At 72.5% G+C, this 14,395-nt stretch carries 11 protein-coding genes; 7 read left to right on the top strand and 4 right to left on the bottom strand.

Features of this window, described 5'->3' with window-relative positions:
• Positions 1–22 precede the first annotated feature (22 nt).
• Positions 23–1,312, top strand: a complete 1,290-nt coding sequence (locus QBL21_RS28215) for a citrate synthase (RefSeq protein ID WP_407565050.1) — start codon at positions 23–25, stop codon at positions 1,310–1,312.
• Between the two features lie 375 nt (positions 1,313–1,687).
• Here QBL21_RS28215 and QBL21_RS28210 read toward each other — a convergent pair whose 3' ends face one another.
• Positions 1,688–1,915: a heavy-metal-associated domain-containing protein gene (locus QBL21_RS28210; protein ID WP_407565049.1), complete on the bottom strand. Its 228-nt coding sequence runs from the start codon at positions 1,913–1,915 to the stop codon at positions 1,688–1,690.
• 106 nt (positions 1,916–2,021) lie between these two features.
• Positions 2,022–2,690: a TetR/AcrR family transcriptional regulator gene (locus QBL21_RS28205; protein ID WP_407565048.1), complete on the bottom strand. Its 669-nt coding sequence runs from the start codon at positions 2,688–2,690 to the stop codon at positions 2,022–2,024.
• A gap of 132 nt (positions 2,691–2,822) precedes the next feature.
• Between QBL21_RS28205 and QBL21_RS28200 the strand changes: the two genes are divergently transcribed.
• Complete coding sequence (locus QBL21_RS28200; protein ID WP_407565047.1) at positions 2,823–5,138, top strand: MMPL family transporter; 2,316 nt, start codon at positions 2,823–2,825, stop codon at positions 5,136–5,138.
• Between the two features lie 75 nt (positions 5,139–5,213).
• Here QBL21_RS28200 and QBL21_RS28195 read toward each other — a convergent pair whose 3' ends face one another.
• Complete coding sequence (locus tag QBL21_RS28195; protein ID WP_407565046.1) at positions 5,214–5,414, bottom strand: helix-turn-helix transcriptional regulator; 201 nt, start codon at positions 5,412–5,414, stop codon at positions 5,214–5,216.
• Between the two features lie 232 nt (positions 5,415–5,646).
• Here QBL21_RS28195 and QBL21_RS28190 point away from each other — a divergent pair, with 232 nt between their 5' ends.
• From QBL21_RS28190 to QBL21_RS28170, 5 genes are all read left to right on the top strand, one after another.
• Positions 5,647–7,140, top strand: a complete 1,494-nt coding sequence (locus QBL21_RS28190; protein WP_407565045.1) for a CoA-acylating methylmalonate-semialdehyde dehydrogenase — start codon at positions 5,647–5,649, stop codon at positions 7,138–7,140.
• Between the two features lie 259 nt (positions 7,141–7,399).
• Positions 7,400–9,055, top strand: coding sequence for a von Willebrand factor type A domain-containing protein (locus tag QBL21_RS28185; RefSeq protein WP_407565044.1), 1,656 nt, complete (start codon positions 7,400–7,402; stop codon positions 9,053–9,055).
• A 225-nt stretch (positions 9,056–9,280) separates the two neighbouring features.
• Complete coding sequence (locus QBL21_RS28180) at positions 9,281–10,399, top strand: PucR family transcriptional regulator (protein ID WP_407565043.1); 1,119 nt, start codon at positions 9,281–9,283, stop codon at positions 10,397–10,399.
• A gap of 149 nt (positions 10,400–10,548) precedes the next feature.
• On the top strand, positions 10,549–11,346 hold the full coding sequence (locus tag QBL21_RS28175) for a DedA family protein (protein ID WP_407565042.1): 798 nt from the start codon (positions 10,549–10,551) through the stop codon (positions 11,344–11,346).
• 84 nt (positions 11,347–11,430) lie between these two features.
• Positions 11,431–13,488 (top strand): APC family permease, encoded by a 2,058-nt coding sequence (locus QBL21_RS28170; RefSeq protein WP_407565041.1) that lies wholly within the window; start codon positions 11,431–11,433, stop codon positions 13,486–13,488.
• 73 nt (positions 13,489–13,561) lie between these two features.
• Here QBL21_RS28170 and QBL21_RS28165 read toward each other — a convergent pair whose 3' ends face one another.
• Positions 13,562–14,260: a restriction endonuclease gene (locus QBL21_RS28165; RefSeq protein WP_407565040.1), complete on the bottom strand. Its 699-nt coding sequence runs from the start codon at positions 14,258–14,260 to the stop codon at positions 13,562–13,564.
• Positions 14,261–14,395: the final 135 nt, after the last annotated feature.

Here is a 14,395-nt window from a genome sequence, read left to right as displayed (position 1 = left end):
CGATACGTCGGGTGAGGACAGAGTGAGCGACAAATCTGCAGTACTTCGGTACGGCGACGGCGAGTACACCTTCCCGATCGTCGACAGCACCGTCGGTGACACCGGCGTCGACATCGGAAAGCTGCGCTCGCAGACCGGGCTGGTGACCCTGGACAGCGGTTACGGCAACACCGCGGCGTACAAGTCGGCCATCACCTACCTGGACGGCGAGCAGGGGATCCTGCGTTACCGCGGCTACCCCATCGAACAGCTCGCCGAGCGCAGCACGTTCCTGGAAGTCGCCTACCTGCTGATCAACGGTGAGCTGCCCACCGTCGACGAGCTGTCGGTGTTCAAGGGCGAGATCACCCGCCACACCCTCCTGCACGAGGACGTCAAGCGCTTCTACGACGGCTTCCCGCGGGACGCACATCCGATGGCGATGCTGTCCTCCGTGGTCAGCGCGCTGTCGACCTTCTACCAGGACAGCCACAACCCGTTCGACGAGGGACAGCGGCACCTGTCGACGATCCGGCTGCTGGCCAAGCTGCCGACGATCGCGGCGTACGCGTACAAGAAGTCCGTCGGCCACCCGGTGGTCTACCCGCGCAACGACCTCGGGTACGTCGAGAACTTCCTGCGCATGACCTTCTCGGTGCCGGCCGCGGAGTACGACCTCGACCCCGTCGTGGTCAGCGCGCTCGACAAGCTGCTGATCCTGCACGCGGACCACGAGCAGAACTGTTCGACCTCCACCGTGCGGCTGGTCGGCTCCTCGCAGGCCAACCTGTTCGCCTCCATCTCGGCGGGCATCAGTGCGCTGTGGGGGCCGCTGCACGGCGGCGCCAACCAGAGCGTGCTGGAGATGCTGGAAGGCATCCAGGCCACGGGCGGCGACGTCGACACCTTCATCCGCAAGGTGAAGAACAAGGAAGACGGCGTGAAGCTCATGGGCTTCGGGCACCGCGTCTACAAGAACTTCGACCCCCGGGCGAAGATCATCAAGGCGGCGGCGCACGATGTCCTCTCCGCGCTGGGCAAGTCCGACGAGCTGCTGGACATCGCCCTGAAGCTGGAGGAGCACGCGCTCGCCGACGACTACTTCGTCGAGCGCAAGCTGTACCCGAACGTCGACTTCTACACCGGCCTGATCTACCGCGCGATGGGCTTCCCGACCGAGATGTTCACGGTGCTCTTCGCGCTCGGGCGGCTGCCGGGCTGGGTGGCCCAGTGGCACGAGATGATCAAGGAGCCGGGCTCCCGCATCGGCCGTCCCCGGCAGATCTACACCGGTGAGGTGCTGCGGGACTTCGTCCCGGTCGAGGAGCGCTGAGCCCCGCCGGCCCGCACGCCGGCAACGAAGCGCAGAAACGCGAAGGCGCCCCGTCTGCGATCCCCCCACGGATCAGTCGACGGGGCGCTTCGCTCTCCCGGCCCCGGTAGGGGTCGGGCGCCTTCGTGCCGCCGGGACGCCGCCGCGGGAGGGGCCGCTCAATGCTCCTCGCACGTGCCGTCCCGGCCTCGTGCACGTCGACTCCGCCGGGTGTCGACGTCACCCGAATAGACACGCGACCCATGCCGATGGTTACCCCCCGATCTGTGTGATCTAAGTCACACGACGAGGGCTGGGTGGCCGGCGGCCTACGCGCCGACGCCGCCGCCCCCGTGCGTGACGGCGGGGGCGGCGTGTGCGGGAGTGGCGTGCGGGTCAGGCCCTGCCGACCAGCTCGTAGCCGGCCTCGTCGACGGCGGCGCGCACCTGCTCCTCGTCGAGCGGGGCGGCGGAGGTGACGGTGACCTCGCCGCTGGCGGCCGTGGCCCGGGCCGAGGAGACGCCGTCCAGCCCGGACAGCTCGGCGGCCACGGCGCCCTCGCAGTGACCGCAGGTCATGCCGGAGACCTTGTAGACGGTGGTGACGGAGGTCTGGGCGCTCATGGGTGTCTCCCTTCGACGGTGGGCGCAGCCGTGTCCTGCTCCCTGCGCTTCAGAGTATACCCCCTAGGGGTATTCCCGCATCCCCGCTGATCACGCGGGCGCGCGGTCAGTCCGGCGGGGGTACGGCGTCCGTGCCGACGGCCGGGGCGAGGTAGCCGAACAGGGCCCGCTTGATCTCCGTGCGGTACGCCTCCCGTTCCCCGTGCCCGGCGGTCATGAACAGCTCCAGTCCCGCCTTGAAGATGCTGAACGACATCGTGGTGGTGCGGGCTATGTCGGTGCGCGAGAGCTTCGGGGCGCGCAGGGTGAGCATGCCCTCGACGGCGGCCACGATCGTCGTGTGCACCGCCTCGTGCTCCTCCGCGACCAGGCCGGGGGCGTCGGCGCTCTGGAGCAGCACCTCGAAGCCGGGGTTGGCGGCGCAGAAGTCGATCACCGGGTCGATGGCGGCGTCGAGCATCTCGTCCAGCGGGAGTGCGGCGTTGGCGGGGGTGAACGCCTCGCTGTTCGTCTCGTGGAGCACGTGGTTGTAGCGCCGGCCCAACTCGACGGCCAGCGCCTCCTTGTTCGGGAAGAACTGGTACAGCGTGCCGGGGGAGACGCCGGCCTCGCGGGCGATGGCGTTCGTGGACGCGGCGGCGTATCCGCTGCGGGCGAACACGGCGGCGGCGGCGTCGAGCAACTGCTGCGCGCGCCGCTCGCCACGCGCCTGCCTGCGGCGGGGCGGCCGGTCGGCGGGCGGGGGCCCGCCAGCGGCCGGTGCTGGATTCGACACGGCTATCCACAGCCTCCGGGTTGCAGTTGACAAACACGAGTGCCCGCTCGCATTCTGATGAAACGCGAGCGCGGACTCGTATTTCGGCTCGTGTCTCATTCTATTGCGCTGGGCAACGAAGGGGCGGATCCGATGGCCGAGGGCACAAGCGGGGGGACGGCCGGGGCGGGCCGCTGGACGCGGTTCGTCACGGCGCGGCCCAGGCTGTCGCTGCTGCTCGCGCTGGTCTTCACGGCGCTTGCCGTGGTGGCCGGGAGCGGGGTGGCGGACCGCATGAGCGGCGGGGGATGGCAGGACCCGGCATCCGAGTCGTCGTATGCCGCGGACGCGCTGGACGAGGAGTTTCCCGGCGCCCGGCCGAACCTGCTGCTGCTCGTGGACAGCGGCCGGCCGGACGGGGTGGACGATCCGGCGGTCGCCGCCGAGGCGGAGCGGCTGGCCGGACGGCTGGCGGCGGTGGACTCGGTCGAAGGGGTGACGTCGTACTGGGCGGCGGCCCAGGCCGCCGGCCGGGCGGAGGGCGCGGAAGGCGCTGAGGGTGCGGAAGGCGCGCGGGAGGCGCAGGGCGCGGCGGCCACGGCCGCCGGGCTGCGGTCCGAGGACGGCAGCGAGGCGATCATCGCCGCGCGGATCACCGGGGACGAGACGCGCACCAGCGAGATCTTCGACGGCCTGGCACCGGAGCTCCGCGGCGAGCACGGCCCGGTCGAGGTGCGCCTCGGCGGCCAGGCCGCGGTCTACGACGAGTTGCAGAGCACCATCCAGGAAGACCTGCTGCGGGCCGAGATCATCGCGCTGCCGGTGACGCTCCTGCTGCTCATCGTCGTCTTCGGCAGCGCGGTCGCCGCCCTGCTGCCGCTGGCGGTGGGCATCGTCGCCATCCTCGGGACGAACGCGGTGCTGCGCGGGATCACCGAGTTCGCGGACGTGTCGGTCTTCGCGCAGAACCTGACCACGGCCCTCGGCCTCGGCCTCGCCATCGACTACGCGCTGTTCATCGTTCGGCGTTACCGCGAGGAGCTGGCCGCGGGCGCGGATCCGCTGGGCGCGGTGGGCACCACCTTGCGGACCGCCGGCCGCACGGTGCTGTTCTCGGCGCTGACGGTCGCGGTGTCCCTCTCGGCGATGCTGCTGTTCCCGCAGTACTTCCTGCGCTCGTTCGCGTACGCCGGGATAGCGGTGGTGCTGCTGGCCGCGGTGGCGGCGCTGACGGTGCTGCCCGCCGCGCTGGTGCTGCTCGGCCCGCGGGTCAACTCCTGGCGGATCATGCCCAGGCGCGGCGGCGGGATGCCGGGCGGCGTCGAGAGCGGGCGCGGCTGGGCGCGGCTGGCGAAGCTGGTGATGCGCCGGGCGCCGGTCTTCGCGGTGCTGACGACCGCGGGGCTGGTGCTGCTCGGGCTGCCGTTCCTCCAGGTGGAGTTCGGCACCGCGGACGACCGGCAGCTTCCCAAGTCGGCCGAGTCGCACGTGGTGCAGGAGCACATCCGGGACGGCTTCCCCGGCACCCCCGGCGGAACGATCGAGATCTACGTCGAGGGCGACCCGGCCGCCGCGGAGCTGGCCGGATACCGGGAGCGGATCGCCGCGCTGGACGGCGTGGAGCGGGTCGACGGCCCCGCGATGGACGCCGGCGCCGGCTACCTCACCGTGACCGCCGGCGGTGAGGCGGTGGACGCCGCCAGCCAGGACCTTGTGCGCGACATCCGGGACATCGGGCCGCCGTTCGAGGCGTCGGTCGCGGGCACGGCCGCCGATCTGGTGGACGCCAAGGACTCCATCCGGTCCGTCCTGCCCTGGGCCGCGCTCATGATCGTGCTGGCCACGCTGATCCTGCTGTTCCTGCTCACCGGCAGCGTGCTCATACCGTTCGTGGCCGTCGTGCTCAACGCGCTCAGCCTGACCGCGATGTTCGGCGCCATCGTGTGGGTCTTCCAGGACGGCAACCTGTCCGGGGTGCTGAACTTCACCGCGACCGGCGACATCGAGACGACGCTGCCGGTGCTGATGTTCTGCGTCGCCTTCGGCCTGTCCATGGACTACGGCGTCTTCCTGCTCTCCCGCATCAAGGAGGAGTACGACCGCACGGGGGACCGGGACCGGGCCGTCGTCTTCGGGCTGCGGCGGACCGGCGGGCTGATCACCGCCGCCGCCGTGATCCTCGCGGTGGTGATGGTCGCGATAGGCACCTCGCGGGTCACCAATACCAAGATGCTGGGCATCGGCCTCGCGCTCGCGGTGCTGATGGACGCGATGGTGGTGCGCGGGCTGCTGGTGCCGGCGGTGCTGAAGCTGACCGGGGCCGCCACGTGGTGGGCGCCCGGGCCGCTGCGCCGGTTCCACGAGCGCGTCGAGCGCAGCGGGTTCGGCGAAGGCGGGCCCAGGGCGTCCGGTCAGGAGGAGCAGCGGCCGGCGGACAAGTCCGACGACCTCACGCCTGTCGGGGGGTGACGCAGGCGCGGTGCGGGCGCCGGACCGGCCGCGGGGGCGGCCGGCCGGGGTCCGCACCCGCCGCGGGGCGCGCGGTCACCGCCGGTCGCGGCGTCCGCGGCTGCTGGGCCGCCGGGCGACCCAGGCGTGCACCGTGTCCGGGTGCCAGTAGGGCTTGCCGTGCTCGACGAGGTCGGGCTTCGGCAGCATCCCGTGCTTCCGGTACGACCGCACGGTCTCGGTCTGCACGCCGATGTGCGCCGCGATCTCCTTGTAGGACCACAGGCTGTCCGTCATCTCTGTACCTCCCGGCGGGGCGCCGGGGCAGCGCCCCTGCTGATCAGTGACCCTGTGCCCGCCGAAACCCCCCGGCCGAACCGCGCCGGGGTGTTGTCGAGCAGATGTGGTGGGGAACCGACGTAACCGTGACATTGGTGACGGGACACGCACGCGGCGTGATCGACGCATGATTGACACGGCTCACCGGCGGCGGTTAGACCGAACCCGTAGCTGGACGAAGGGATTGCCCATGAAGACCATCGGCCACTGGATCGGCGGCAAGGCAGTCGAGGGCGCCTCGGGTCGGTCGGGACCTGTCTACGACCCCGCCACCGGGGCGCGGGCCGCCGAGGTCGCGCTCGCCTCCGCCGCGGAGGTGGACGCGGCCGTCGCCGCCGCCCGCGAGGCGTTCGCGGAGTGGAGCGTGTCGTCGCTCGCGCGCCGCACGGACGTGCTGTTCCGCTTCCGCGAACTGCTTGCCGCCCACCGCGAGGACGTCGCCCGGCTGATCACCGCCGAGCACGGCAAGGTGCACTCCGACGCCCTCGGCGAGGTGGCGCGCGGGCTGGAGATCGTCGAGGTCGCCTGCGGCATCCCGCAGTTGCTCAAGGGCGAGCTGTCCACGCAGGTCTCCACCCGTATCGACGTCGCCTCGATCCGGCAGCCGATCGGCGTGGTGGCCGGCATCACGCCGTTCAACTTCCCCGCCATGGTGCCGATGTGGATGTTCCCGCTGGCCCTGGCCTGCGGCAACACCTTCGTGCTGAAGCCGAGCGAGAAGGACCCGTCGGCGGCCGGCCTGCTGGCGGAGCTGCTGGCCGAGGCGGGGCTGCCGGAGGGGGTGTTCAACGTCGTCAACGGCGACAAGGAGGCCGTCGACCGGCTGCTGGAGCACCCCGACGTCGCCGCGCTCAGCTTCGTCGGCTCCACCCCCATCGCCCGGTACGTCTTCACCACCGGCACCTCGCACGGCAAGCGCGTCCAGGCGCTCGGCGGGGCGAAGAACCACATGCTGGTGCTGCCCGACGCCGATCTGGACGCGGCGGCGGACGCCGCGGTGTCGGCCGCGTACGGCTCGGCGGGGGAGCGCTGCATGGCGGTCTCCGCGGTGGTCGCGGTCGGCGAGACCGGCGACGAGCTGGTGGCGAAGATCGCCGAGCGGGCGCGGAAGGTCCGTATCGGCCCCGGCGACGACCCCGACTCCGAGATGGGCCCGCTCATCACCCGCGAGCACCGCGACAAGGTCGCCGGCTACGTGCGCGGCGCCGCCGAGCAGGGCGCCGAGGTGGTCGTGGACGGCACGGGCTACACCGTCCCCGGCCGCGAGGACGGCCACTGGATCGGCGTCAGCCTGCTGGACCGGGTGCCGGTGGAGTCCGACGCGTACCGTGACGAGATCTTCGGGCCGGTGCTGTGCGTGGTGCGGGCGGAGACGTACGAGGAGGGCGTGCGGCTGGTCAACGGCTCGCCGTGGGGCAACGGCACCGCCATCTTCACCCGCGACGGCGGCGCCGCCCGCCGCTTCCAGTTGGAGGCCACGGCCGGCATGGTCGGCGTGAACGTGCCGATCCCCGTGCCCGTGGGCTACCACTCCTTCGGCGGCTGGAAGGACTCCCTCTTCGGCGACCACCACATCTACGGCGAGGACGGCGTCCGCTTCTACACCCGGGCGAAGGTCGTCACGACCCGCTGGCCCGACCCCGCCGACGGCGGAGTCGACCTGGGCTTCCCGACGTCCCGCTGAGACCGGTACCGGCATTGGGGAGGCAGATCGTGCGGTCGAGGGGTACTTTTCGAGTAACGGTGCGACTTGTCTGCGGCACCGGGACCCGGACGGTTCCGGTGTTCCGCACCGCCTCCACCATCAACCGTCGTGTGCGCGAGGAGCTGATGCCGTGTCACTGATGCCCCGGGCCGAGACCCAGAAGTCGACGGAGTAACGGCACCGAATCGCCCCCTCCTTCGTCACAGTCCCGATGAGGACGGCACGAGGGAGGGGCGCGATGAGACGCGCGGTGCTCAGGGGACTGACAGGACTGGTGACGGTGCCGCTGCTGCTGACGGGATGCAGCGGTGGCGGAGACGACGACAGGAGTACGGAACAGGCTTCCCTTCAGGACGGAGGCGGGGCCGGAGCCGCACCCCCGCCGGCCGCACCGGCGCCCTCCGTGGCACCGGAGGGCGCGTACGACGCCGCCCCGGAGGCCGCGGGCAAGGAGCGGGCGGACTCCTTCGTACCCGAGCCCGACATGGTCTCCACCTTCGCGCTCGACGTGGACACCGCCTCGTACAGCTACGCCCGCCGCACCATCGGCGCCGGCTCGCTGCCGCAGCCGGAGACCGTGCGCCACGAGGAGTTCGTCAACAGCTTCCGCCAGGACTACCCCACGCCCGAGGACGACGGCTTCTCCGTCACCACCGACGGCGCCCGCGCGGCGGACGGCGGCTGGTCGCTGATGCGGGTGGGGCTGGCGACCCGTCCGGAGAGCAACGAGTACGGCACGCAGGCGCGCCGGCCCGCCGCGCTCACCTTCGTCGTGGACGTCTCGGGTTCGATGGCGGAGCCCGGCCGGCTCAGCCTCGTACGCGAGGCCCTGCACACCGCCGTCGACGAGCTGCGCGACGACGACTCGCTGGCGCTCGTCGCGTTCAGCGACGAGGCCCGCACCGTGCTGCCGATGACGGCCGTCGGCGGGGAGGAGGACCGTATCCACGACGCCGTCGAGGAGTTGCAGCCCTCCGACAGCACCAACGTCGAGGCCGGCATGACCCGCGGCTACGACGAGGCGGTCGACGGCCATCGCGAGGGCGCCACCAACCGCGTCGTCCTCCTCTCCGACGCCCTCGCCAACACGGGCGCCACGGACGCCGACGCGATCCTCGACCGCATCGCGGCGGCCCGGGAGGACCACGGCATCACCCTGTTCGGCGTCGGCGTCGGCAGCGAGTACGGCGACGCGCTGATGGAGCGGCTGACCAACCAGGGCGACGGCCACACCACCTATGTCTCCGAGTCCGACGAGGCCCGCAAGCTCTTCGTCGAGGATCTGCCGCGCAACGTCGACCTGCGCGCCCGCGACGCCAAGGCGCAGGTCGTCTTCGACCCGGACGCCGTCTCCGACTACCGGCTGATCGGCTACGACAACCGCCAGGTCGCCGACGAGGACTTCCGTAACGACGCCGTGGACGGCGGCGAGGTCGGCCCCGGCCACACCGTCACCGCGCTCTACGCCGTCCGGCTCGCCGAGGGCGCCTCGGGCACCGTCGCGACGGCCACCGTGCGCTGGCTCGACCCCGACACCCGCGCCCCGCACGAGGAGTCCAGCACCGTCGGGGCGACCGCCCTGGCCGGCGACCTGTGGGGCGCCGCCCCGCCCCGGCTCCAGCTCACCGCCCTCGCCGCCTACTTCGCCGACGCCCTGCGCGGCGGCTCCGGCGCCGGCACCGCGCCCGAGCCGTACGCGGACGGCGCGGACGCCGGCGCGGACACCAGGGAGGGCGGCGGCGCCACCGGCGGCGCCGGGTACACGCCGCTGCCCGGGGCGCCGACGGTCGGGGCACTCGCCGGTCACGCGGAGGACCTGGCCGCCGAGACCGAGGACCCGGCGGTGGGCGACCTGGCCGAGACCGTCCGGCAGGCGGTAGAGCTGACCCGCTGACCGGCCGCCGCCCCGGACAGCCCGGGGCCGAAGGGGGGCGGGACGGCGGGGAGCAGGTTCCCGCCGCCCCGCCGCCCCGCCGTCCCCTCCCCGCCTTCTCGGCGCCCCCCACCCCGTACGGGCCCCGTTTTCCCGCCCGACCCCCGTGCCGTAATCTGGGCGCCACATTTCCGGGACCCGGCAGCGACCGCGGTGTCCCCTCTCCAGGATCCGGCAACGGGAGCGGTGGTGGCGCGAACGCGCGTGGCGGGGCCGGTCCCCGACGTCCTCGTCGGCTACGCGGAGCTGCTGGCCGACGTGTCCGCCACCGGCAGACTGCTGCGCCGCCCCGAACTGGACGCGCTGCGCGAGCTGGGCGAGCAGGCCGCCGAGTCCGGCCGCAGCCTGCGCGAGCTGGTCGCCGGCCACCTCGCCGAGACCCGCCGCACCTGGGCCGCCCTGCCCGGCGTCGTCCGGGCCGCCGGCGCCGCGGAGCGCGCCCGCAGCGGCGACGCCGTGCTGGCCGCGGTCGAGGCGGCCGTCACCGCGCTCGGCGAGGGCCACGAGCGCGCCCAGCGGCTCGCGGTCCGGCAGGAGGAGGCCGAGCGCCGCGAGTTCGTCGACGACCTGCTCTACGGCCGCAGCGACCTCGGCCGCCTCGCCGAGCGCGCGGAGCGCTTCGGACTGCGCCTGGCCCGCGCGCACGCGGTGGCGGTCGCGGCCGGCGAGGAGCCCTTCGCCGACGTCCACCCGCTGGTGCGGCGCATCGAGCGGGAGCTGCTGGGCCGCTTCGTCGAGCGCGACGTGCTGCTGACCACCAAGGAGGGCCAGCTCGTCTGCGTCGCCGGCAGCAGCGAGCGCTCGCTGCTGGACGCCTTCGCCAAGGTGGCCCTGGAGCCGGGCAGCGGCTACACCAGCGCCACCCGCGTCGCCATGGGCCGCGAGCACGCGGGCCCCGGCGGGGTCGTACGCAGCTACGAGGAGGCGCTCGGCGCGCTCGACATGGCCGCCGCCCTCGGCCTCACGCAGCCGGTGCTCCAGGCCGCGGAGCTGCTGGTCTTCCCGGTGCTGCTGCGCGACCGGGCGGCGATGGCCGATCTGGTACGCACCGTCCTCGGCCCGCTGACGCAGGCCCGCGGCGGCGCCGAGCCGCTGCTCGCCACGCTTCAGACGTGCGCCGCCGCCGGCTACGTCAACGCCGAGGCGGCCCGGCGGCTGGGCGTGAGCGTACGCACGCTGTCGTACCGGCTGGACCGGATACGTACCCTGACCGGCTACGACGTGTCGGACTCCCTGCACCGCTACACCCTGGAGACCGCCGCCATGGGCGCCCGCCTGCTCGGCTGGCCGGAACAGCAGATCTAGCCCGGCCCTCGCCGCCCAGCCGCCCGGCCAACCCGGCCCGCCCCCGCCCGCCGGGCGTCCGGAACCGCACACCCCCGGGTTGCGTTCACACCCGAAGGTGGCCCACTCTTCTCCCTGCCGCCTGTCCCAGATGTCTGGAGTCCCGACCCATGAACACGCTTGCGCTCGGACCCGGATGGCTGGATCCCGACTTCCTGATCGACAAGTTCGGCGTGCTCGGCGTGCTCGTGATCGTCTTCGCCGAGTCCGGGCTCCTCATCGGGTTCTTCCTGCCGGGCGACTCGCTGCTGTTCACCACCGGCCTGCTCATCACCTCCGACGTGCTGGACTTCCCGCTGTGGCTGATGTGCGTGCTGATCGCCGTCGCGGCCATTGCCGGCGACCAGGTCGGCTACCTCTTCGGCCGCAAGGTCGGCCCCGCCCTCTTCAAACGCCCGGACTCCAGGCTGTTCAAGCAGGAGAACGTGCAGAAGGCCCACGAGTTCTTCGAGAAGCACGGCCCGAAGTCGCTGGTGCTGGCCCGCTTCGTGCCCATCGTGCGCACCTTCACGCCGATCATCGCCGGCGTCAGCCGGATGAACTACCGGACGTTCGTCGTCTTCAACGTCATCGGGGGCATCCTCTGGGGCGTCGGCGTCACTCTCCTGGGCGCCGCCCTGGGCCGCATCGACTTCGTGCACCAGAACATCGAGGCGATCCTCATCGGCATCGTGCTGCTGTCGGTGCTGCCGATCGCCATCGAGTACCTGCGGGCCCGCGGCCGCGCCAAGAACGCGCCCCCGGCGGCGCCTTCGGCCGCCACTCCCGCGGCCCCCTCGGCGGACGAGCCGGCGGACCCGCAGGCGGACCGGCCGGCCGGCCCCCCGGCCGACCCGTCGGCCCCCGCCGCCGACGGCGCCGACCGCGGCGACGGCGGTACGCAGCGCGGCCGGCACGCCCGGCGTTAGGGTCGCGTCAAAACCGCGGCGTCGTCCTGGACAAAGCGCACTTCGCTGCCCATAGCGGTAATTCGGATCACTTACGATCGCCCCGTGCCCAAGCTGACCGAACTGCCGAAGCGCATACTGATCGGCCGCGCGCTTCGCAGCGACCGGCTCGGCGAGACGCTGCTCCCCAAGCGCGTCGCGCTCCCGGTCTTCGCCTCCGACCCGCTGTCCTCGGTGGCGTACGCGCCGGGCGAGGTGCTGATCGTCCTGTCGATCGCGGGCGTCGGCGCGTACACGTACAGCCCGTGGATCACCGCGGCCATCGTCGTGCTGATGGTGGTCGTCGTGGCCTCGTACCGCAAGACGGTGCACGCCTACCCCAGCGGCGGCGGCGACTACGAGGTCGCCACCACCAACCTCGGCCGCCGCGCCGGCCAGGTGGTGGCCAGCGCGCTGCTCGTCGACTACGTGCTCACCGTGGCGGTGTCCGTCTCCGCGGGCGTGGAGAACCTGGGCTCGGCCTGGGGGTTCGTCGCCGAGCACAAGGTGCTGTGCGCGCTGGTCGTCATCGGGCTGCTGACCACCATGAACCTGCGCGGGGTGAAGGAGTCGGGGACCCTCTTCGCCATCCCGACGTACGTCTTCGTCGGCAGCGTGCTGATCATGATCATCTGGGGCGCCTTCCGCGGCCTCGTGCTCGGCGACACGATGCGCGCCCCCACCGCCGACCTGGAGATCCAGAGCGAGCACGCCGGCGGCCTCGCCGGCTTCGCGCTGATCTTCCTGCTGCTACGGGCCTTCTCCTCCGGCTGCGCCGCGCTCACCGGCGTCGAGGCGATCAGCAACGGCGTGCCCGCCTTCCGGAAGCCCAAGAGCCGCAACGCGGCGACGACGCTGGCGATGATGGGCCTGCTGGCGATCGTCATGTTCGTCGGCATCATCGTCCTCGCCCTCCAGACCGACGTGCGGATGGCCGAACGGCCGGCCGAGGAACTGCTGCGGCACGGCGAGGCGGTCGGCTCGGACTTCGTCCAGAACCCGGTGATCGCCCAGGTCGGCGCGGCGGTCTTCGGCGACGGCTCGGTGCCGTTCGTCATCCTGGCGGCGGCCACGGCGCTGGTGCTGTTCCTGGCCGCCAACACCGCGTACAACGGCTTCCCCGTGCTCGGCTCGATCCTCGCCCACGACCGCTTCCTGCCGCGCCAACTGCACACCCGCGGCGACCGGCTGGCGTTCAGCAACGGCATCCTCTTCGTCGCGCTGCTCGCCGGTGGCCTCGTCTACGTCTTCGAGGCCGACTCCACCCGGCTGATCCAGCTCTACATCGTCGGCGTCTTCGTCTCGTTCACCTTCAGCCAGTCCGGCATGGTCCGGCACTGGAACCGCGCCCTGACCACCGAGCACAACCCCGACGCGCGCCGCCGCATCCTGCGCTCCCGGGCGATGAACGGCTTCGGCGCGGTGTTCTGCGCGCTGGTGCTGGTGGTCGTGCTGGTCACCAAGTTCAGCCACGGCGCGTGGGTCGCACTGGTGGGCATGGTCTTCTTCTACGGGGTGATGGCCGCCATCCGCCGCCACTACGACCGGGTCGCGCAGGAGGTCGCGGTGCTGGAGGACGAGGAGGACGACGCGATGCCGCGCCCCGGGCACGTGCACTCCATCGTGCTCGTCTCCCAGTTGCACCGGCCGACGATGCGCGCGCTGGCGTACGCGAAGCTGGTGCGCTCCGACAAGCTGGAGGCGCTGACCATCGGCGTCGACTCCGAGGAGACCAGGAAGCTCCAGCAGCAGTGGGTGGACAGCGAGCTGGACGTGCCGCTGACCGTCATCGAGTCGCCGTACCGCGAGATCACCCGGCCGCTGATCGAGTACGTCAAGCGGCTGCGCCAGGAGAGGCCGGACACGGTGGTCAGCGTCTACATCCCGGAGTACGTAGTCGGGCACTGGTACGAGCACCTGCTGCACAACCAGAGCGCGCTGCGGCTCAAGGCGCGGCTGCTCTTCACGCCGGGCGTGATGGTGACGTCGGTGCCGTACCAGCTCGGCTCCAGCGAGCGCGCCAAGCGGCGGGCGCGGCGCGGCGCGGAGTGGCAGGCGCCGGGAGCGGTGCGCGGCCCGGCCCCGGCGGGCGTGCGGAAGCGGCGGGAGACGGCGGGGAAGTAGCGGCGAGGAGGTAGCGGCGGTGGGCCGGTCAGGGGGCGTAGGTCTGCCGGGTCGGAGCAGTAGGTCTGCCCGGTCAGGAGCCGTAGGTCTGCTTCCAGCGGCGCCGGTGCCGCCGGTCGCCCTGGCCGGCGCCGTTCACGCGGCCGAGGGCTTCGAGGGTGGCGCCGCCGTTCCAGGTGCCCAGGTAGTCGCGGTGGACGGCGATCAGGCCGTTCTGCTTCGCGTACGTCAGCGAGGGCCCGCTGAAGCCGGCGGTGGTGACGAAGACGGCGACGTCGGCGCGGGTGTGGGTCCTGGCGCCGAGCAGGTCGCGCAGGTCGCGTTCGGCGATCCGGCGGCCGGGCGCGTACCGCTTGCACTGCGTGATGAGGAGCCGGCCGTCCGGGAGGCGGGCGGTGACGTCGACGCCGTGGTCGCCGGACCTGCCGACGCGGCGGACGTCGGTGCAGCCGTCCCGGCGGAGCAGCAGCGCGACGTGCTCCTCGAACTCCTCGCCGGACATGGTGTCGATCTCGGTGAGCGTGCGGCGGCCGGCGCTGATCAGGTCGTCCGCGCGCCACGCGCGGTCCCGGCGGCGGATGCGGCGGTCGGTGCGCCAGAGCGCGACGGCGAGCGCGCCGGCCGCGAGGACGGCGAGGGCGCCGAGGACGTACGGCCAGACCGTGGACCAGTACAGGACCAGCAGGGCCAGCAGGAGCGCGCCGCCGGCCGAGGCGGTCTTGAGCCGGGCGGCGCGGCGGCGCTTGGCGGCCGGTCGTCGTCGTGCGGCCATCGCCCACCCCCGGTCGCTTGTCGGTGCTGTGACGTAGTGTGAGGAACGCCGAACCGGTCGTGAAGGGCGCGACTCGGCCACTCCGGACTTCCCCCGTCGGGTACGTGCCGCGCCGTCGTGCTCAGAAGCCGCGGA

The sequence above is a fragment of the Streptomyces sp. 184 genome (assembly GCF_045781775.1).
Taxonomy (GTDB): Bacteria; Actinomycetota; Actinomycetes; order Streptomycetales; family Streptomycetaceae; genus Streptomyces.
Note: the sequence above shows the minus strand (reverse complement) of the source record. Positions and strands in the feature narration are given on the sequence as shown.